General features: G+C 37.3%; 16 protein-coding genes. 13 read left to right on the plus strand and 3 right to left on the minus strand.

What is annotated here, in order from left to right; translation table 11 throughout:
* The first annotated feature begins 118 nt into the window (after positions 1-118).
* From rlmKL to GQR59_RS06270, 5 genes are all read left to right on the plus strand, one after another.
* A complete protein-coding gene (rlmKL, locus tag GQR59_RS06250) occupies positions 119-2,413 on the plus strand; it encodes a bifunctional 23S rRNA (guanine(2069)-N(7))-methyltransferase RlmK/23S rRNA (guanine(2445)-N(2))-methyltransferase RlmL (protein WP_160061167.1) in 2,295 nt (764 codons plus the stop codon).
* Positions 2,414-2,467: 54 nt separating this feature from the next.
* Complete coding sequence (locus GQR59_RS06255; protein ID WP_160061168.1) at positions 2,468-2,695, plus strand: glutaredoxin family protein; 228 nt, start codon at positions 2,468-2,470, stop codon at positions 2,693-2,695.
* Positions 2,696-2,775: 80 nt separating this feature from the next.
* The gene (uup, locus tag GQR59_RS06260) at positions 2,776-4,686 is read left to right on the plus strand and encodes an ATP-binding cassette ATPase Uup (protein ID WP_160061169.1); all 1,911 of its coding nucleotides are present in this window, start codon (positions 2,776-2,778) and stop codon (positions 4,684-4,686) included.
* 7 nt (positions 4,687-4,693) lie between these two features.
* Complete coding sequence (locus GQR59_RS06265; protein WP_160061170.1) at positions 4,694-6,520, plus strand: DUF3466 family protein; 1,827 nt, start codon at positions 4,694-4,696, stop codon at positions 6,518-6,520.
* Positions 6,521-6,766: 246 nt separating this feature from the next.
* Positions 6,767-7,732 (plus strand): PstS family phosphate ABC transporter substrate-binding protein, encoded by a 966-nt coding sequence (locus tag GQR59_RS06270; RefSeq protein WP_160061171.1) that lies wholly within the window; start codon positions 6,767-6,769, stop codon positions 7,730-7,732.
* 665 nt (positions 7,733-8,397) lie between these two features.
* Here the strand turns inward: GQR59_RS06270 and GQR59_RS06275 are convergent.
* The 3 genes from GQR59_RS06275 to GQR59_RS06285 form a co-directional block, all read right to left on the minus strand.
* A complete protein-coding gene (locus GQR59_RS06275) occupies positions 8,398-9,354 on the minus strand; it encodes a sensor domain-containing diguanylate cyclase (RefSeq protein WP_160061172.1) in 957 nt (318 codons plus the stop codon).
* The gene (locus GQR59_RS06280; protein WP_160061173.1) at positions 9,354-10,352 is read right to left on the minus strand and encodes a response regulator; all 999 of its coding nucleotides are present in this window, start codon (positions 10,350-10,352) and stop codon (positions 9,354-9,356) included. Before GQR59_RS06280 ends, GQR59_RS06275 begins: the two co-directional genes overlap by 1 nt.
* A gap of 364 nt (positions 10,353-10,716) precedes the next feature.
* The gene (locus GQR59_RS06285; protein WP_160061174.1) at positions 10,717-11,670 is read right to left on the minus strand and encodes a tRNA-dihydrouridine synthase; all 954 of its coding nucleotides are present in this window, start codon (positions 11,668-11,670) and stop codon (positions 10,717-10,719) included.
* 1,301 nt (positions 11,671-12,971) lie between these two features.
* On the opposite strand from GQR59_RS06285, the gene apt reads away from it, so the two are divergent.
* From apt to GQR59_RS06325, 8 genes are all read left to right on the plus strand, one after another.
* On the plus strand, positions 12,972-13,517 hold the full coding sequence (gene apt, locus GQR59_RS06290; protein WP_025566139.1) for an adenine phosphoribosyltransferase: 546 nt from the start codon (positions 12,972-12,974) through the stop codon (positions 13,515-13,517).
* A gap of 3 nt (positions 13,518-13,520) precedes the next feature.
* On the plus strand, positions 13,521-16,379 hold the full coding sequence (gene dnaX, locus GQR59_RS06295) for a DNA polymerase III subunit gamma/tau (RefSeq protein ID WP_160061175.1): 2,859 nt from the start codon (positions 13,521-13,523) through the stop codon (positions 16,377-16,379).
* Positions 16,380-16,421: 42 nt separating this feature from the next.
* Positions 16,422-16,751 (plus strand): YbaB/EbfC family nucleoid-associated protein, encoded by a 330-nt coding sequence (locus GQR59_RS06300; protein WP_025566137.1) that lies wholly within the window; start codon positions 16,422-16,424, stop codon positions 16,749-16,751.
* Positions 16,752-17,067: 316 nt separating this feature from the next.
* Positions 17,068-18,060, plus strand: coding sequence for a phosphotransferase (locus tag GQR59_RS06305; RefSeq protein WP_160062464.1), 993 nt, complete (start codon positions 17,068-17,070; stop codon positions 18,058-18,060).
* 12 nt (positions 18,061-18,072) lie between these two features.
* Complete coding sequence (locus GQR59_RS06310; RefSeq protein ID WP_160061176.1) at positions 18,073-19,143, plus strand: 3'(2'),5'-bisphosphate nucleotidase CysQ family protein; 1,071 nt, start codon at positions 18,073-18,075, stop codon at positions 19,141-19,143.
* A gap of 333 nt (positions 19,144-19,476) precedes the next feature.
* Positions 19,477-20,112, plus strand: a complete 636-nt coding sequence (locus tag GQR59_RS06315; protein ID WP_160061177.1) for a class I SAM-dependent methyltransferase — start codon at positions 19,477-19,479, stop codon at positions 20,110-20,112.
* Between the two features lie 5 nt (positions 20,113-20,117).
* The gene (locus tag GQR59_RS06320; protein WP_160061178.1) at positions 20,118-21,245 is read left to right on the plus strand and encodes an HNH endonuclease; all 1,128 of its coding nucleotides are present in this window, start codon (positions 20,118-20,120) and stop codon (positions 21,243-21,245) included.
* 89 nt (positions 21,246-21,334) lie between these two features.
* The gene (locus GQR59_RS06325) at positions 21,335-22,522 is read left to right on the plus strand and encodes a DNA cytosine methyltransferase (RefSeq protein ID WP_160061179.1); all 1,188 of its coding nucleotides are present in this window, start codon (positions 21,335-21,337) and stop codon (positions 22,520-22,522) included.
* The last annotated feature ends 30 nt before the right edge of the window (positions 22,523-22,552 follow it).

The raw sequence follows: 22,552 nt of genomic DNA on the forward strand, positions 1-22,552 counted from the left end.
CCAGCAAAATATACAGATTAATAATAGACGATAAACAGCTGAAAATTCCATAGGGATAATCTCTTTTGCAAGGTATAATACGTGCTATTTTTTATTCAACAATTGCATGAGAGCGTCTATGTTCAGTTATTTTATCCCCACCGCCAAAGGGCTTGCGCCTTTATTAGAAGTAGAACTTAAAGATCTTGGTATTGAAAATACCAAGCAAATTGCTGGTGGTGTTAGCTTTGACGGTTCTTTAGAGCAAGGTTACCAAGTTTGTTTATGGTCTCGTTTTGCCTCTCGTGTATTACTTAAATTAAGTGAATTCAAAGTAATTGACCCAATGGATTTATACCTCGGGTGTAGTAATATTCCATGGGAAACTCATTTTGATGTTGATAAAACATTCTCAATTGATTTCTCTGGTAGCAATGATGAAATTCGTAATACCCAGTTTGGCGCCTTAAAAATTAAAGATGCCATTGTGGATCGCTTCCGTAAAAAGTTTGATGAACGTCCTAACGTTGAAAAACGTGATGCAGATATCCGCTTTAATGGTCGTTTATTTAAAGATAAAGCATCAATCTATCTGGATCTTTCGGGGTCGCCATTACATCTTCGTGGATACCGTACTATTGCAGGTGAAGCGCCATTACGTGAAACATTAGCTGCAGGTATTATTAAACGCAGTGGTTGGGCCGGAGAAGCCTTATTAGATCCTATGTGTGGTTCGGGTACCTTAATTATTGAAGCCGCGATGATGTCATTGAATATCGCACCGGGTTCTTTACGTGAAAAGTTCGGTTTTGAACAATGGAAAAAACACGACGCTGAAACGTGGAAAACATTAAAAACAACCGCACAAGTTTATGGTAAACGTGCTGTTAAAGATTGTTCTGCTCGATTTTATGCATCAGATTTAAGCAAAGATATGATTGCGATTGCACGTCAAAATGCACAACGTGCTGGTGTTGCGGAATTAATTGAATTCAGCGTACAAGATGCCAAAAAAGTATTACCACCTGAAGAATTAAGTACAGGTATGTTAATTTCAAATCCTCCATACGGTGAACGTTTGGGTGGTTTCAGTGACACCATCAGTTTATATACTGAATTAGGCCATCACTTTAAAGAAGCTTTTGCAGGTTGGAATCTGAGCATGTTTGCAATGGATACTGAATTATTAAGCTGTTTAGGGATGCGTGCAGGTAAAAGCTTTAAATTCTTTAATGGTCCGATTGAGTGTGTTCTTAAAAATTACAGAATCTCACCTAAGCGCCTTGTTGAAGGAGCGGCTATCGTTGAAGAAGCAGCTAAGCCAATTAAACAGCCTAAGCAACCTAAACAAACTAAAGCAGCTGAAGTGGTTTATGTTGAATCAACAGATGACAATCCTTGGGGCACTATCACACCCACTCAAGACTTCCCAATGGCAGAAGAGTCTGAATCAGAAATCGTATTTAAAGCGGTTAAGCAAATTAAACCCGCTATTTATGCAGAAGATTTCGCTAACCGTTTATTAAAAAACATGAAACGTTTAGACAAATGGGCTAAACGTGAAAACATTCAATGTTACCGTTTATATGATGCTGATTTACCTGAATATAACGTCGCGATTGATCGCTACAATGAATATTTAATTATTCAAGAATATCGTGCACCTAAAGAAATAGACGCACAAAAAGTACGTCGTCGTTTCTTAGATATTGTTTCCACTACGCGCTACTTATTAGATTTAACTGATGACCAGTTAATCATTAAAGTACGTGAGCGCCAAAAAGGGCGTCAACAGTACGAAAAATTAGACAGTAAAAAACAACGTTTAGTAGTACAAGAAGGGCCTGCAAAAATCATTGTTAATTTACAAGATTATTTAGATACAGGCTTATTCTTAGATCACCGTCCAACACGTTTACGCATTGGTAATATGGCGAAAGGCAAAGACTTTCTAAATCTATTTTGTTACACCGCAACTGCTTCAATTCATGCTGCATTAGGCGGGGCTAAATCAACTACCAGTGTTGATATGTCTAATACCTACTTAAGTTGGGGCCAAGAGAACTTTGCAGAAAATGGCATCAAAGGTAATCATGAATTTATCCAACAGGATTGTATTAAGTGGTTGCAACATGCACATGAGATGTATGATCTTATTTTCATTGATCCACCAACATTTTCAAACTCAAAACGTATGAGTGATGTGTTTGATGTACAGGATGATCATGTAGCATTATTAACGTCAGCTAGTGAACGTGTTAACCCTAATGGAGAGATTATTTTCTCTAATAACAAACGTGGTTTCAAATTAGATATTGAAGCGATTAAAGCACTTGGGTTTTATGTTAAAGATATTAGTAAAGCATCAATACCTGAAGACTTTAAAGGTAACGAAAAAATCCATCAATGTTGGTTGCTAACTAAGCATAGTTAGGTTTAATCAAATATGGATAAAGAAGAATTAAGTATAAAGAAGAACCAATAAACAATGAGTTTATGCATTCTATACCATACTGATGGTTGTCATCTTTGTAACCAAGCAATGGCATTGTTAGCGCAATGCCAAGTTGAATATCAATTAGTTGATATCGTTTTTAAACAAGACTTGGTAACTTTATTTGGCACGCGTATTCCAGTATTAGAAAATGAAAAAGGCCAATTCTTAGATTGGCCTTTTGACTATTATAAAATTGAACAATTTTTATCCTGTAGATAACAGGAAGTATGTGGTTTATCTTAATCTTAATTTAACCCACAATTTAGTAAAATATGTACATTAAACAAGAGTGAGTCAACGTGGCATTATTAACATTACATAACGCAGAACTAGCCTTTGGTGGCGGTGCATTATTAAATAAATCTAACATGGTTGTTGAACCGAATGAACGTGTTTGTTTAGTAGGCCGAAATGGCGCAGGTAAATCAACGCTATTAAAAGTATTAGACGGTCGTATTCAATTAGATGATGGCTCATTATTAATTAATAATGACGTAAAAGTCGCTCGTTTAGAGCAAGATCCCCCAACGGCGAGTACAATGAGTGCTTATGATTTTGTCGCCTCTGGTATGGAAAATGCGGGTAAAGTATTAAGTCAATATCACGAACAATTAAGCATCATTGCAGAAGATTGCAGTGAAAAACAACTGAATAAATTACAAAAATTACAAGAACAAGTTGACCAGTTAGATGCATGGCAACTGGATTCTAAAATTAATCAAATCTTAGATCGTTTAGGCATTGACCCAGAAATAACATTAGATCAGTTGTCTGGTGGTTGGTTACGTAAAGTGGCATTAGCTAAAGCGCTGGTAAACGACCCAGATTTATTGTTACTTGATGAACCGACTAACCATTTGGATGTGGGTACTATCGAATGGCTTGAGCAGTTCTTAATCTCATTTCAAGGTTCAATCATCTTTATTAGTCATGACCGTGAATTTATTCGTCGATTAGCAACACGTATTGTTGATATTGACCGTGGTAAATTAAGTTCATGGCCGGGCGGATATGAAGAATACCTTATTGCAAAAGAAGAGGCATTACGTGTTGAAGACGAGCAAAATGCTGAGTTTGACCGTAAGTTAGCGATTGAAGAAACCTGGATAAGACAAGGTATTAAAGCTCGTAGAACACGTAATGAAGGACGTGTTCGTGCGTTAAAATCATTGCGTCAAGAACGTTCAGAGCGAACCAATGTTCAAGGTAAAGCTAAAATTATTGTTGATGAAGCCGCTCGTTCAGGAAAAATTATTTTCGAAACAGATGCATTAACATATAGCTACGATGACTTATTAATTGTACGTGACTTTTCAACAACGATCATGCGTGGTGATAAAATTGCATTGGTTGGCCGAAATGGTTGTGGTAAAAGTACATTACTTAAATTGTTACTAGGTAATATTGAACCTGACCAAGGCACTGTTAAATGTGGTACTAAATTAGAAGTTGCTTACTTCGATCAATACCGTGATGCATTAGATCCAGAAAAAACAGTGGTAGACAATCTTGCTGAAGGTAAGCAAGAAGTTGAAATTAATGGTAATAAACGTCATGTTTTAGGCTATTTACAAGACTTCTTATTTCACCCAGATCGTGCTCGTACGCCAGTAAAAGCACTATCGGGTGGAGAAAAGAACCGTCTTTTATTAGCTAAAATATTCCTGAAGCCAAGTAATTTCTTGATTTTAGATGAACCGACTAATGATTTGGATGTCGAAACACTCGAGTTATTGGAAGAATTATTAGCCAATTACCAAGGTACTTTATTGCTAGTAAGTCATGACCGTAGTTTCGTTGATAATACCGTAACGCATACTTGGTTCTTTGATGGCAATGGTAATATTCAACAATTTGTTGGTGGGTACAGTGATGCTGTTCGCCATAAGCAACAAAGTGAAGCGTCAACACAGCCAATAAAAGTAGATAAACCAACACCTGCTAAAGTTGAAAAATCGGTAGTTCAATCACCTAAAAAGAAAAAGTTATCTTATAAAGTGCAACTTGAACTAGATGGTTTACCGCTTGTTTTAGAACAATTAGAAGAACAAGTAGAAAATTTACAGGCAACCATCAATACACCTGAATTTTTTACTAAAGACAAAAAAGAAGCTGACCAATTTTTAGCGCAATTAGCAGAAGCAGAACAAAAACTAGAAACTGCTTTTATGCGTTGGGAAGAGTTGGACGAATTACAAAACGGAGAATGATTTTCAGATGAAATATACTAAAAGTATCTCATTGGCTGCCTTATTATCAGCTAGTAGCGCTTATGCGACTACACTAACTTCTTATTATGAATATGAAATTATTGAACCTGATACAACAGGCAGTAATTATGGACCTTATGCTTCTGGCATCACTGAAGATGATAACACATTTAGTGCCTACGCATTAAAAGCAAGGCTTGAACAAGATATCGATATTGGCTTGCCTTATACATTTAATCAAGAGTGTTTCTTGGATGATGAAGTCTGTGATGAAGTTTATGAAGGAAGTGAAAATTCTTCTAATTTAAGTTTTGAAAATGGTTATCAAGCGTGGCGCGCTGCGACCGCGAATATTAACCAAGGCGTTCTTGACCCTGAAAGCTACACATTAGGTGCTACGAGTAATGTTAAAATAGAAGGGTTTGCCGAAGACACCGAAGTTAAAATGACTGACGTCGTCAAAATCGATGATGAGCTATTTGCCGTTGGTTATGGCTCAGCGCCTTATAATGATGGTGAGCGTGAATTTGTACGACGTGGCTTTGTAACCGATCCAAGTACTAGCATTGTGTCAGTTTCGTTATTACCTGAGTTTGACGGCGATGAAGCTGAGGGTGTAGAAGGTGGTTTTTCTAGTGCTTATAAGATGCGTGAGGTCACTTACAATAATGGCACTGTAAAAAAATTAATCATAGGAAATTCAAGCGTGTCGTTAGCTGGTGGCGATAGTGATTATTTCGATGCTTGTTATAACGAAGGAAATATTGAAGATCTTGACACGCTTAGCGAGTTAACTTATTGCCCTGGTTTTGATACACAAGCATGGGCTTGGGAATATAGTGGAACGGATTTATTCACAGAATCAGAACTAACAGGGTTTACATTAGCAACTGAGTGGTTAGATGATAATGAAGAGCGTGACTCGGGTAGTGATGTTACTTACAGCGCAGCGGCATTTGATATTAACAATGTTGGTATTGCAGTTGGTGTCTCATCATTTGAATATTCAGATAATGTTGAAGGTGCACGTCAACGCGCGATTATCATGACGCCTGATGATGAAGGCAGTTATGGCGTGCCAACGGAGCTTACACAAGCGACATCAGGTGTTAGTAATCAAGATGATACATTGTACAATACTTGGGCTAAAACCATTACCGATGATAATGTGGTGATGGGTAATCGTCAGTATGCTGTTTCTAAAAATATCAACAGACCAATTGAAATGTTTATTTATGATATTGATGATGACAGTGTGACTTTCCCATTTCTTGATAAAAAAGTATTAACAACCAAAGAACGTTTAGCAGGGACCAGTGCTGCTAATACGGGGGCAAATAGTCGTGGTTATGACATGAATAATAACGGTCTTGTGGTCGGTAAAGCAGATGCATATGATGAAACGGATCCTGTCGTAGGTGGCAGTGCTCGTAATCAAAGTGCATTTTTATATGATAATACAACTGGCGATAGCTGGTTCTTAGAAGACTTACTGTGTACTCAAACTGTAGATGAAGATGGTGTTGTTGAAGTAACACATCCACTCATTCGTTTACAAAGTGCAACGGCGATTAATGATAATGGCGTTGTGCTAGCTGAAGGCTTTCAATACGGTAGTATTAGTGACTTTACTGACTTGGTTGGTGCAACGCGTATATTTATAAAATTAACGCCTGATTTAAACTCTACACCTGATGACAGCCCTAATTGTTGGGTCTCCGATGCATTGATCAATAGCGATCAAAGCTTTGAACGTAGTGGCGGTGCAAGTTATTGGTTATGGATATTCGCTTTACCATTGATGTTAATACGTCGATTTAAAAGCAATAAATAATATAAATATTAATACGGTTGTTTAAATAATCAACTGACTGATTTAAAAGGCTTATTACTTAGATGTAATAAGCCTTTTTTATTTTTATAATAAAAACATGAATAAAATAATTCACTTGTAATGAAAGTGTCACACTTAAGCTTCATATTAAGCAACATCGCTACGAAGCGTAATGAATATTTTGTTAAATTACAAATTAATGAAATACAAAAAATTAAATTAACTTAGTAGAAAATGGAGTTTTGAATGAAACTTAAAATGTTAGCAGCAGCGGTTACTTTAGGTACTGCGTCATTAATTTCAACGCCTGTTCTTGCAGCAGATCATGCTTTACCGACTTACACTAAAGTAAGCGGTATTTCTGGTAATCTTTCATCTGTTGGTTCTGATACATTAGCAAACATGATGACATTTTGGGCTGAAGAGTTTAAACGCCAATACCCAAATATCAACATTCAAATCCAAGCAGCAGGCTCTTCAACTGCTCCACCATCTCTTACTGAAGGTACTTCTCAATTCGGCCCAATGAGTCGTCAAATGAAGTCTAAAGAAATTGAAGCATTCGAGAAACGTTACGGTTACAAACCAACCGAAGTACGTGTTGCTATCGATGCACTTGCTGTATTCGTCAATAAAGATAACCCAATTGAAGGTTTATCAATTAAGCAAGTAGATGCTATTTTCTCTTCAACTCACAAATGTGGTAACGATAAAAATGCGACTCGCTGGGCTGATGTAGGTCTGGACGGTAACTGGGCGGAGAAAGATATCCAATTATTTGGTCGTAACTCTGTATCAGGCACTTATGGTTACTTTAAATCAAAAGCACTTTGTAAAGGTGACTTTAAAAACTCTGTCAATGAACAGCCTGGTTCTGCTTCTGTAGTACAGTCTGTATCATCTTCACTAAACTCTATCGGTTACTCTGGTATTGGTTATAAAGTTGCTGGTGTTAAAGCGGTTGCGCTTTCTAAGAAAGGCGGTCCGTTCATTGAAGCAACAATGGATAATGCAATTTCTGGTAAATACCCATTATCTCGCTTCTTATACGTTTACGTAAACAAGCACCCAAACAAACCACTTTCTCCATTACAAGCTGAGTTCATTAAATTGATGTTATCTGAACAAGGTCAAGGAATTGTTGCAAAAGATGGTTACATTCCACTACCCGTTTCTGTAGTTGAAAAAGAGCTTGCTAAACTAGGCCTATAATTTCCCTAGGAAATGGTTAGTTAGTCAAAAATAATAAAAACAGCGCTTAATAGCGCTGTTTTTGTTTATGGGTTAGATACGTAATGCGGTTAAAAAGAGAATTCGGTTAGAAAGATGATGCGATTAGAAGCAGAATAACCTTAATGAAGTCTCTTCTAAATGGATAGCCAAGTCCTTTGAAGTAAAACTGGTTAATCGCATTTAAAAAATTTTTTACAAGTCACCCTTTAAAATCAATATATGCCCGTTAACATTCAAGGTGCAAAGTTCAGCAAGTAGATTCTAGGTTGAAAGAGGAAGATTTAATGAGTTAAATCGACACTTTCTAACAACGAAAGTGTTTGCTTTAAAGCTTGTCCTCTGGCTCGTTATACCAATGGAATGATCACCTTATTAATTCTTTTGATATTAGTTTGAAAACCAACCCTGCTTGTAACCTGTAATAAGGACTAACCATTGTTATCATGTTGTGGCTTAATTTTGGATGGCTTAACACAGAAACACACAGAAGCAATGATGCGGTATCGATTTACTTATCTGGAATTGAGATAAGTATCCATACACTAAAAAGCACCCAATGAAGGATGCTTGATTAACGTTTTTAATGATTAGCTATCTTATTCGATGCAGTAAGTTATTCTGTTAGACACGCTAAACTATTGCGTTTAATGTTTGCTAACTCCAATTTGATTACGACCATTATTCTTCGCAATATATAACCCTGAATCTGCCACTTCAATTAACTTTTCATGACCAGTAATAGAGCTTGTCATTTGCGCGATCCCAAAGCTTGCAGTCACTTTAACAACGGTTCCTTGAAACTCAAAGTGTATTGCTTCAATAGCTTTGCGAAGACGCTCTGCGACTAACTTTGCACCCTCTAAATTCGTATCAATTAATATTGATGTAAATTCTTCACCACCAAATCGACCTGTGATATCTTCTTTTTTACTATTATCTCGTATTGCATCAGCAATGCCTTTAAGCACTTCATCTCCAAACGTATGCCCATAGGTATCATTAACAATTTTGAAATGATCGATATCAAAAATTATCATTGAAGCTATGCGTCCTGATTTTTTATGAATCAGGAACTCACTAGCGCATCTTTCTCGCCAATAACCTTGGTTATTGAGCTGAGTTAAAGTGTCTGTTTGGCTTAAACGGGTAAGCTTTGCATTTGCTTTTTGAGAGGTCTGCTTAGACAACGCAACATCAGTCACATCATGAACAATCATACAAATTTGCGTTACAACACCGACTATGTCGGTAAGTGGCAAAAAGGTTACATTTTGATACATGAATTCGGCATTACTAGTAATAGGACGGTAGCTCTTAAATTTGAATAAATAAGGGCGTTGCTCCCAAGTCGTAAACGCTTTGTTTTTTAATAAACAGACGCTTTTAACTTTCTGTTGTAACCAGTCTTCAGGAATACTGGTAAACACATCGGTAATTTTTTTATCCATCATGTGCGCAGTTAAAAAACCAGAATGGTTTTCCATGAAGCCATTCCAAACTTTGACATTGAAGTCTTTATCGATGATCACAATACCTACGTCTATGCTATGCACCATATCTATAAGCCAATGGATATCTTTTAATTCTATTGTTGCACTCATTAGTCTAAGAGGTATCCTATTTTATGTTGAATAACTTTGATTGATTCTTCAGTAAATAAAAGTAGTAGGTCACACTTGATGTCGTGATCTTGAATGCTATAACTAACTTCGATAGTAAGCGTTTTTTGCCAGTCTTTTTGGCGGCTTTTAATCAAGTCTTCTACTTTTCCATGTTGCCCTAAAACACTAGGCTGCCCTTGACTAAATTGAATATCTAACTGCTCTGCTAAACCATTTAAAAAAGCACCTACCAAAATGTTAGAAATATCATTCATGACCTCAAGTTCTAAATGGTCACTAATCATATTTTCATATTTAAGTAACTTAGTCATTTCATCAAAATTTGAATCGTGGAAAATAACAATCGCTTCACCGCTGATACCAGAGCTAATAAACCCCTGAGTGACGGCTGAAACCGTATTATCTTTTGCGATATTCGTCAGCGCCATATGCAACTCGCTGCTTTCAAAGGTATTTACATTAGGGACTGGCAGTAAAATAAAAACATCTAATAGCCGTCCTAATAAATCACCCGCTCGACCCATTGCAATATTAGCAACTTCCTGCAGTGCTTCGCGAACGCTGACTTTTTCTAAACTTTCTGGGCTTGAAAGTGAGTTGTGACTGCCAGGCTTATAAATCCCATATTGCTCAAGGGTTGCAATCAGTTTGGGATTGTTGATGGGTTTTTCTATGAAATCCATCGCACCTAATTCTTTTACTCGACGATGAGCTTCAGGTTGAATATCTCCCGAGATAACAATAACAATCGCTGGTAAATCATCTCGTTGAATTTCTTCTAATACTTGATATCCATCCATAATCGGCATATTCAAATCAAGGAATACTATATCGCCTTTCTTTTGGCGAATAGCTTCTAAGCCAATTTTACCATTCTCAGCAAAATTGACGGTAATGTCCCAATCTTTGGGTAATGAACGAGCAATTTGTTTTCTGGCTAACGCAGAATCATCACAAATTAAAATGGGTAAAGGCATGTTATTCCTATTATATGTCTGCAATAGTGCGAAGGCACAGAGATGGTTGCACTAGTTTAAAATACGTATCATTTTTCTACTACAATAAGAGTAGGCTAATAATGACAAAATAGAACTGATTTTAAATGCTTTTTTAGATTTATTGAGAAGTAGATTTAAAACATAAAGAATAAAGTCGATGGATTACATAAAATAAGCCTGTGTTGCTCAATTATCTCTATAAAATTAAGTGATAATAGAGAATGGCTTAGTGTTACAGTCGTACTGAGTTTAATGAAAGAATAGAGTGGTACTTCTTGCTCACTTTTATGCATCGCTTTATGACAGATCTTTATTGCTAAGCTTTTATTGTTCGTATTATCGCTTATTTTTCAGACTCAACTTGTTGTGCTTGTTGTAATGACATTAACATTTCATCAGGGTTACGAATGGCTCTTACGGATTGTAAAAACGAGTCAGCTTGTACATGTTGCATTTTCATAAACATCAACCACTGCTTAATACGGCTAGGCATAAATTTTTCTTTATCTTCAATAACCCGTAACCATTGATAATATTGTTCCATCATTTGTAAGTTTTGCAGCCAAGTATAAGGTGCTTCTAACCCTTTAAGTGCATTAGCAAGATTAGGAACCGCCATCGCACCTCGTCCAAGCATTAAATGATCACAACCACTTATTTCAATACAGCGCTGCGCATCTTCAAAACTAAAAATATCACCGTTAGCAATTACTGGAATATCGATAGCGTCTTTTATTTTTTTAATCCAATGCCAATGAGCAGGTGGCTTATAACCTTCATCTTTAGTACGCGCATGGACTGCTAACTCGCTTGCGCCTGCTTCGGCAATCGCTTGTGCATTTTCAATCGCTAAGCTTTTATCTTCATAACCTAAACGGATTTTAGCACTGACCACATGCTCACTAGGCACTGCTTCACGAACCGTTTTTACTATTTGATATAACGCTTCAGGATCTTTTAATAACACCGCACCTCCACGGCTTTTGTTGACTGTTTTAGCCGGGCAACCAAAGTTTAAATCAATTCCGTCAGAGCCTAGTCTAATAGCACGTGCTGCATTCATTCCTAAACATTGAGGGTCTTGACCGAGCAATTGAACACGAACAGGTGTGCCAAATTCAGTACGGCTGGCATTATGTAATTCAGGGCATAAGCGATAAAAAACACGCGAAGGTAAAGGCAATTCAACAACACGAACAAACTCAGTAACACAACGATCGATCCCGCCAAGTTGGGTTAAAAATTGGCGCATGTGGAAGTCCATCACACCTTCCATTGGAGCAAGCGTTATATGCATGAATGTTCTCAAATAGTTATGGAGAAATTAAAGAGCGCGGATTATACCTGCTCCCTTTATATAAGATAAGCAAAAATAAGTATAAGCAGAAATAAATGCCTTATTTCTCGTTGGAGTTTTGTGAGTATTTAAAGTCAAAAGCAATTAACCACGAAGGAATGAAGGGTAGAGAAGGTGAAGTCAAAAGAGCTAATGACTAAATTATATTGGTTTTCTTTCGTATCCTTAGTGAAGCGCAGCGCTTCGTGGTCGGCTGTGTTTTTTAAAATCAAAAGCAATTCACCACGAAGACACGAAGGGTAAAGAAGGTTAGGTCAAAAGCGTTAATGACCAACCATATTGTTTGTTATTGCTCTAGATGAAAATGTTTTGATCTTGGGACGCATGCTTCAGCTTGCATATGTTTATTATTTATTTTTCTTCGTGCCCTTCGTGGTCGACTGTGTTTTTTTAAAATCAAAAGCAATTAACCACGAAGGGTAGAGAAGGTTAAGTCAAAAGCGTTATTGGGTACATGTTTTGAAGCGAATTATCTTCTGACTCTAGGCACACGTTTTTATCTTTATTTTTCTTCGTGTCCTTCGTGAAGCGCAGCGCTTCGTGGTCGGCTGTGTTTTTTTAAAATCAAAAGCAATTAACTACGAAGACACGAAGGGTAGAGAAGATTAAGTCATAAGATCGTATCGCTATATGTTTTAGAAATTAGTTATCTTTGGAACTTGGGGCGTATGCTTCAGCTTGCATATGTTTATTATTTATTTTTCTTCGTGTCCTTCGTGTAGCGCAGCGCTTCGTGGTCGGCTGTCTTTTTTAAAGTCAAAATCGATTAACCACGAAGATACGAAGGGTAGAGAAGATTAAGTCAAAAGATCGTATCGCTATATGTTTTAGAAATGAGTTGTCTTTTGAACTTGGGGCGCATGCTTTAGCCTGCTTGTTTTTACTGTTGTATTTCCTTTCACCGACTTGACGCTTGGATTCAAATAAGAAAGTAATGACATAACCTGTTTATTATTAAGTTTTCTTCGTGTAGCGCAGCGCTTCGTGGTTGCCCAATATTCTTTTAAATCCAAAGCATATTATCAATATCTATTCCCGCTGCTTGTATAATCTTTAAGCTATGACTCACCATCTTTTTAGCCCTAAATAGAACTTCTTCAACTTCCAATACATCCACAAAAGTAAATCAGACGATTTTTCATGCAACAAATGAAAATAGTTACTCACTTTATGACAACACAACTTGCACTACGGCAAGCAACTATTTACCCTATGATATTAGATATTACAGGATAAAAAAGATGAGCATGGAATCATTAGCATTAATTAAGAATAGTATTAAAAGCATTAAAGATTACCCATTACCAGGCATTGTTTTTCGTGACGTCACCAGCCTGATTGAAAATGGTGAAGCATTCGCCGCAACAATTGACTTGTTCGTAGAGCGTTATAAAACACAAAAGATAGATAAGATAGTTGGCACAGAAGCACGTGGTTTTATTTTTGGTGCGCCATTAGCCGCAGCGTTAGGCGCTGGCTTTATCCCAGTTCGTAAACCTAACAAACTGCCGCGTGAAACGATCCAAGAAAGTTACGAATTAGAATACGGTAACGACATTTTACAGATCCACAAAGATGCTATCAAAAAAGGCGAAAAAGTCTTATTGATGGATGATCTACTAGCAACAGGCGGCACAGCAGAAGCATCAGTTAAACTTATCGAACGCTTAGGCGGTGAAGTAATTGAAGCAGCTTTTGTTATCTCATTACCAGACTTACGTGGTGAAGATAAATTAAAAGCCATGTCTGTTCCTGTTTTCTCTTTGATTGAATACGCGGGTGAATAATTAGTGAGCTATCAAGTTTTAGCACGGAAGTGGCGACCACAGTCTTTTAAAGAAGTCATCGGTCAACCGCATGTATTAACCGCATTAGAAAATGGGTTAACACAAGATCGCGTACATCATGCTTATTTGTTTAGTGGTACCCGTGGTGTTGGTAAAACAACCATCGCGCGTATTTTAGCAAAAAGTTTAAATTGTGAAACTGGCGTAACAGCAACTCCTTGTGGTGTTTGTGCTAACTGCCAAGCAATCGATCAAGGTCGATTCGTTGACCTATTAGAAATTGATGCGGCTTCTCGTACTAAAGTTGATGACACACGTGAACTATTGGATAACGTGCAATATAAACCAGCGCAAGGGCGTTATAAGGTTTATTTGATTGATGAAGTGCACATGTTATCCAAGCACAGTTTTAACGCACTGCTAAAAACGCTAGAAGAGCCACCAGAATATGTGAAGTTCTTACTCGCAACGACCGATCCTCAAAAATTACCTATTACCGTTTTATCGCGTTGCTTACAGTTCCATTTAAAAGCCATCATGCCAGAGCAAATAGAACAACAACTGGCTGCGATTTTAGATCATGAAAAAGCAACATACGAACAACCTGCGTTAGGCGTTATTGCCAAAGCAGCAGATGGTAGTATGCGTGATGCCTTAAGCTTAACTGACCAAGCATTAGCGTTTGGCGCAGGCAATATCAAATATGCAGCCGTATTAAAAATGCTAGGTACGATTGACCAATCGCACTTACATTACTTATTACATTTCATTGCATCGGGTAATAGCCAAAAAGTATTTGAAAAAATCCAAGAGTTTGTGCATTTAGGGGCTGACTTCTCAGCGTTACATCAAGAGCTAGCAAGCTTATGTCACCAAATTGCGTTAATGCAATTACAACTCAACGCTAATGTCACTGAAAAAACGACCGTGCAATTATTAGCAGAACGTTTAACGCCAGAAGAAGTGCAGTTATTCTATCAAATTGCAGTACAAGGTTTTAAAGATTACGCCTATGCACCAAACGGAAAAGTAGCATTAGAAATGACTGTAATGCGTCTATTGGCTTTTAAACCTGCAAACTACATTGATATTGATGAATCAATGCTAGCTAAAGCGCAACAAGTTGAAACGATTGCGCCCGTTGTGTCAGAAGTTAATACTGAGCAACAACCGCTTGCCGCAAGACCAGACGTTAGTACATCGACTCAATCAAAACCTGAATCGGTTGCATCTCAAGCGCCATCTCAAGTGCCGCCGACAACAATTTCAACACCAGAGCCAGTTTCACAGCCTGCGCCCGTTTTACAGAAACAGAACACACCTATTTTACAGAAACAGAACACACCTATTTCACAGAAAGCGCCAAGTGACATTCCAGTACAGACGGCGCCAGCTCAACCAGAAGTGAACCCAATAAAAGCGGGAACTCAGAGCGCACCTCAGCAGACTATGCCTGAACAGCAACTAACTCCAGAGCCGCCTAGCCATCAAGCGTCTGCTTATACTGCTACGGCGCCAGATACGACTCCGGAACCAGATACTACACCGGAAATGGCCCCTGAAGCTGGTTTTGAAAATGTCCCTGAAAATATCAGTGCACCAGAGCAACATGTTGCTCCGACTCAATATGAACAAACAACAGCACAACCGGTTTCAACACCGCCAGTGCAAAGCGAACCTGCGCCTGCAAGCTTTGATCTTGCTGCGACAACAAACTCACGTAACATGTTACGCAGCCATCGTTTAAAGCGAGAAGAACTAAAAAAGATTGAAGCGGCAACTGAGCAACAGACACCAAAAGCAAACGATCGGTTTGCCGCACCTGAAGTAACAGCCCAAGCAACACCAAGCGTTGACACGCTAGAAAAGAAAGTCGTTGAACCGTCAACTGTCAATCATGCAGCGCCCAATATAACGACAGCATCAGTAGAAAAAACACCGATGCCTACAAGAAAAGTTGAAGCAAAAAGTAATGAAGGCTCAACTAACGAGCAAGAATTACCGCCTTTAACAAGCTACCAAGAACAACCACATAATCAAAATAGCTATGATGATTATGGCGATGCTGATTATAGTAATGAACATAACGACTACTTTGATAATCATGCTGAAGGTGTTGATGCAGCTACACCTCCGCCTCCAGCACCTGACAATCATGCTCAAAATGATTACTTCGAAGACACTAAATCTGTGCCAGCGAAAGTGGATGCTGCTCATTTAAATACAACCCACTTAAGTACTTCTGACTCAAGTGTTGCTAATTCAAGTAGTTCTAATTCAAGTAACTCTAGTCAAAATGATCCTCAAGCATCAGCCAATGTACAAGCGAATAACGCTCAATTAGTAGTGGCTAAATCTGCAATAGCAAATCATGATATTTCAGCATTACATCATTCAGAAGTCGGTACGGAAGTACAACTAATGAATGATCCAAGCTTACAAAATCCTGAAATTGATATTGCCGCTTACGTTGAAGATAAAATGACAGACCCTTGGTTCTTAGCTATTAAAGCGATGGAGTTAGTGGGATTTGAAAAATTATTGGCAAAAAGTTGTGTTATACAGCAAAAAGATCAGTCTATAGACTTGAAATTACATCAATCGCAAGCACATCTATTAAATAATCAAAGTTTGTGTGATGACTTAAAAAATAAACTGAGTCATTACTATGGTCAGCAATACACTATTACCATTGAGCAAGGTTCAATAGAAGGGAGCCACACACCAATGGAACTAGAGCAGATTGTATATCAACAATATCTTGATAATGCCAAAGCATCGATTAAAAACGACCCAATTGTACAGACACTTGTGCGAGATTATGCTGCAAAAGTCTATGAAAATAGCGTAGTGCCGCTATAATCTGCATAGTTTCATTAACTAATTAATATAAAGAGAGAAAATATGTTTAATAAAGGCGGAATGGGCGACTTAATGAAAAAAGCCCAAGAAATGCAAGAGAATATGCAAAAAGCACAAGCTGAAATTGCAAACACAGAAGTCGTTGGCGAATCAGGTGCAGGCCTAGTTAAAGTTACTTTATTAGGTAACCATAATGTACGTAAAGTTGAAATCGATCCAAGCTTATTTGAAGACGACAAAGACATGATCGAAGACCTAGTAGCAGCCGCAATGAACGATGCAGTCCGTCGTGTTGAAGAAGTTAATAAATCTAAAATGAGTGGCTTAACAGGTGGTATGGATTTACCACCTGGCTTCAAAATGCCTTTCTAGGCTTTGCGCCATAAAAGACATCATTAATACAAGCAACATCAATAGCTTGGCTTTGTATCGTTTATTAAATAACGGAATGAAGACAAGCTTTTTTTGTCTCCGCATTTTGTATGTTTTACCTCAAGGTTAACCCTCTATTTTTATATCCCATACTTTTACCATCTATATTTTTCTCATTATTCATTATTCATTATTCATTACTTATTGCTCATTTAACTCAATCTAAACCAATAACATTACCCATATTATTGAATTCATGACCGAGTGCGGTACCATCAACTACTTTGAGATTATTTATTCCATACAAGAAGCCACTATGCCCATTTCATCTTCATTAAAAACAACCTTATTATCATTGACTGGCGCGCAAGCGGTAACTGATGTTCAGTTAATTCAAAGTGTGTGGGGCGGTTATGGAGAACTGTTTAGAGTAAGTTTGCAAGGTGGTGAAAATAGCTCAGTGGTCGTGAAATTAGTGAATACACCACAACCTAGCTCGCATCCCAAAGGGTGGAATACTACACTTTCGCATCAGCGTAAATTGCACTCTTATCAAGTCGAAGCAAATTGGTATACTCATTACACGGATTTAAATAATGATGACTGCTACTCACCACGCTGTATTGCAGTACAAAGTAACCAACAACAAAGCTTATTGATATTAGAAGATTTGGCCGCAGTCGGTTATCCCCTCGTTAAAACGGAAGCAACGCTCGAACAAGCCAAAACGTGCATTAAATGGCTTGCTAACTTTCATGCGTTACATCTTCAAAGAAAAGCCAATGACTTATGGGCAACGGGTACCTATTGGCACTTGGCTACTCGCCCCGATGAATTAGCCGCTTTGCAAGACAGTGAATTAAAACATTCAGCACAACGTATCGATCACATATTGAGCCAATCACCTTTTCAAACATTAGTGCATGGCGATGCTAAATTAGCTAACTTTTGTTTCTCTGATGATACGACAAAAGTTGCAGCGGTAGATTTTCAATACGTTGGGCAGGGTTGTGGTATGAAAGACCTGATCTTATTTATCAGCAGTGCCATTTCTCCTGAAGATTGCGAACAGTTGCAAGTGGCGTTAATTGATCATTACTTTAAATGTTTAACCACAGCAGTTTCAAAAACACGACAAGATATTGATGCAATGCATCTAGAGCAAGCGTGGCGACCTTTATATGCCATTGCTTGGGCTGATTTTCAACGTTTTGTAAAAGGGTGGTCACCGAGCCATTGGAAGATTAATGAGTACACTGAACAGTTAACCAAACAAGCGATTGATTCATTAATACAATTCCCTAAATAAGGCCAAATAGCCGTGCGATTAACAACAGAGATACTCAATCAATTAAGCTTATTAGCCATTCAAGCAGCGGAGCAAGCCGGTGATTATATCCGTCAATTTGATCGTGCGTTATTAACCACACACTTTAAAGAAGCAGGCAGTAGTCAAAGTGCACAAGTGGTAACAGACGTTGATTTTGCATGCCAAGATATTATCTTAACCATTTTACAACCGACCTGTGAACAGTACGATTTAGCACTGCTTAGTGAAGAACAAGTAAACGAAAAACAACTAAGCGAAGATAGCACTAATTTAGAAGCTATTAATCTAGAAGCTATTAATCTAGAAAGCACTAACCAAGAAGGTAATAAAGAAAGGTGTGAAGAAAATACAAACAGTCATCCACGTTTAACAAAAGACTACTTTTGGTGTATCGATCCACTGGATGGCACCTTGCCCTTCATAGAAGGCGGAAATGGTTATGCCGTATCGATTGCACTAGTCGCAGCAAATGGCGAACCCATATTGGCGGCTGTTCATCAACCTACGAGCAATACCACTTACCATACAATGATAGCCACATTGGGTATGACGCAAGGTTTTAAAAATAAACAGCCATTCAATAAATTAACTGAAAGCAGCACAAGTGGTATCAATACCCTCAAGAAAGTTAATAACACATTTACTTTTTACAGCGACAGAAGCTTTCAGTTTAGTGAACACTATCCATTGTTAATTAAGCAGTTAACAATATTAGCCCATGAGTTAGGTTATGAAAAAGTCGTGATAAAAGAACAAGCAGGCGCGGTAATGAATGCAATCTCCGTGATTGAATGTGCTGTGATGGAAAAATGGAACTCTCAACATAATGCCGCTTGTTATATTAAATTACCTAAACCTCAGTTAGGCGGAGGCAGTTTGTGGGATTTCAGTGCAACAGCTTGTTTAGCCACCGCGACAGACACTTGGGTCAGTGATATTCACGGCAATCCGCTTGATTTAAATCGACACGATTCAAACTACATGAACCATCAAGGTGTGCTTTACGTGTCAGAACAACACCTCGCACGAAGGCTCATTACTATGTGTAGTACATTGAAATAACGTCTCAATAATACCTTAATCGCTAAACTGATCAGCCATTTCAAAACATTAATTAACCAATCTACTGTTCATCAATAAAGAGTGTTTCAGATTGAAATACTCTAAAAAAGTGAATAATAAGCAATATTCATCGTTTTTCTTATTAATATCAGCTATTTCAAACTCTTATCATTCCTAAAATCACTTTTTTGTGATAAAACTGATTTAATAGCTGAACTTATCTAATGAACTTAGCTATTAAGGAATAAGCTCCTTTTTCCTATTTTGAGAATCAAACCTTAAATATTTTCAATAACAAGATGAAATTAATGCGCAGGGAACTGAGTAAATAAAATGCCAGAGAGCTTTTACAATAAAAATGCAAAGCAATTAGTAGAATTGTATTTATCAAAATCTTTTGAGCAGGTGCATCAACCATGGCTTGAATATCTAACACCCATCTTAAACAAACCCGATACCCGCATGTTAGATTTAGGGGCAGGCGCGGGGCGCGATAGTAAATATATGGCGCAACAAGGCGCTAGCAATAATATCTCAGTTACCGCGATAGAGCCTGCTGCAATGCTTGCCGAACTAGGCAAACAACATACCCAAGGTTTAAACGTTCGTTGGTTGCAAGACTCCTTACCCGATTTAACCACAGTCACCAAACAAGAAGTCAGTTTTGACTTGATCTTACTCAGTGCTGTCTGGATGCATATTCCCGAGACACAACGCTCACGTTCGTTACGAAAATTAGCCAACTTACTTAAACCCGGTGGAAAATTAGTTATCTCATTGCGTCATGGCCCAAGTGGCGATGAACGTAATATGCTTGATGTGTGCAGTGACCAGTTACTACACATGAGTAAAGAGTTTGGATTATCTCCATTATTGGTCACTGATAAAAATGCAGATGTTATTGGACGAGAGTCAGTAACATGGCAAACGGTGGTGTTGCATACCAATTTAGAATCTAAGAGTAGGTAAAAATAATGCCATTAGATTTTTATTTAGAAAAATTTCGGAATCTTAACACTAACTCTCGAGGTGGCCGAAATAGCCCTCATAAAGTTTGTATGTTGCTATCAGTAATGGATCTCATTCAAGCAGGACATATTCATTCAAATAAAATTCAATTAAATGATGTATTGAAAGAGCGATTTTCATTTCATTTTAATGAAAGAAAACAAGGTAATGATCAAGACAAACCAGAGACTCCCTTTTATCATTTACAAACAGAGGGGTTTTGGGGGCTAGCTTATAATAGTAATGTTGATTCTGAAAAGGTTACTCGATATTCAGCAAAATCAATTTCACATGCCTACTTAGATGATAACTTATTTGAATATTTTAAAAGTAGTATTGTGAGTAATGACCTTAAAGATGCATTGCTTGAAAATTTATCTGATTTACCTACATTGTATGTTCAATGGATGTTAGACCTTGGGAAATCAAATAATACAATAAAAAAATATTTACAAGCAATCCAAGGCTCAATTACCAATTGGCTTATAGAGGCGAATGTTATTCAAGTTCCATTAACTAGTGTTAATTCATTTAGTAAATTTAACTTATTAGCTGAGCAAGCAAAGAATCTTGATAAGTTTAAAGTTATCGATGCACGTGGTCATGGGATGTATAAGGCAGCTTTAAATTCATATTTACAATTTTTAAAAGATTTAGCCCAATTAGATATTAAATCGGATATACAAAAAATTGTACAAGATAATAAACTCACGGCAACAGAAAGATCGATAATGATAAGTGCTCGAATAGGGCAAGGAACTTTTAGAAGGCAACTTATAGATATGTGGAAAGGTTGTGCTGTAACGGGTTATAAAAATTCTCAGTTATTAATGGCATCTCATATAAAGCCTTGGCATGTATCAAACAATGAAGAGCGGCTTGATAAATATAATGGTTTATTATTATTAGCAAATTTAGATAAAGCATTTGATCTCGGTTTTATTTCATTTGCAAATACAGGTGAAATAATACTTTCAAAACATCTAGAAAAACCACAAGTATTAGGTCTAAAGGATGGAATGCGTTTCGATGTGCATAAAGGCCATATGAAGTATTTAGATCATCATAGAAATGAATTATTTAAAGGATATTGACCATCAATTATAACCAATATATTAAACTTCTAGGTTAAATAAAATGGAGGATATATAATCCGGCGCTAACTAAAAAGGTGTTATGAACTATGTCTACGAATTTAACAGCAATTGATCTCTTTGCAGGGGCTGGAGGTTTCTCGCTTGCCGCACAAAAACAAGGGTTTGAATTATTAGCTGCAGTTGAATTTGATGATAAAGCTTCTAGCACTTATAGCCATAATTTAGTGGATAAAGTTGATGGAAGAACAAAAGTTTTCAATCAAGATATTAACGACGTAGATGTTCATAGTTTAATGAAATATCAGAATATTAAACAGGGAGAGCTTGATTTATTACTTGGTGGGCCACCTTGCCAAGGTTTTTCTACTCATAGGATTAAAGGTGCTGGGATTTCGGATCCCCGTAATCAATTGTTAATCAGATATTTTGATTTTGTAAAAGCATTATTACCTAAAGTGTTTCTTGTAGAAAATGTTCCTGGTCTTTTATGGAAAAGACATGAGGAACATCTTAATAAATTTTTAAACTTAGCTAAATCTCATGGTTATCAAGTTATTAATGATGCTCCGATTATTGTTAATGCAAAAGATCATGGTGTCCCTCAAAATAGAAAAAGAGCTTTTATTCTTGCTGTTCGAAAAGATATTTGCATTAAAAAATTAAAGTGGCCTCCTGTCGCGACTCACTTTGATCCTAGATTGAAAACTAAACCTCACTGGAAAACCGCATCAACTGTTTTTGAAACACCTCCTAAGGAAATTTTAGATAAACTGAAAGAAAGACTGGTAGAAAAAAAAATATTTGAGAAAAGTAAGGCTGAAAAGGTTGTTAATGATCTTGAATTTGGTTCTCCTTTTTTAGCTAATGATCCTTGTGACCTTCATATGAAACATACTTCAGAAGTAAGTGAACGCTTTAGGGAGACTCCGCTTAATGGTAGTCGAGAAGACATATCCTTTAGATTGAAATGTCACAGTAAGGGTTACAGAGGCCATAAAGATGTTTATGGGCGGGTATTTTTTCATACACCATCAAATACTGTTACTACTGGCTGTAATAACCCTTCAAAAGGTCGATTTGTTCATCCTTGGTTAGATCATGGTATTACTTTAAGGCATGCAGCTAGGCTTCAAAGTTTTCCAGATGATTTTAATTTTTTAGGTTCATCAACAGAAAGGGCGAGACAGATAGGTAATGCGGTTCCAATAAAACTTGGTAAATCGCTTATTAAAACAATTAAAAGTCAAATATTAGATACTACGTCTGAGATGTAGATAGCTTTATACTGGTATATTTATTTTATT

The sequence above is a fragment of the Psychromonas sp. L1A2 genome (assembly GCF_009828855.1).
Lineage (GTDB): Bacteria > Pseudomonadota > Gammaproteobacteria > Enterobacterales > Psychromonadaceae > Psychromonas.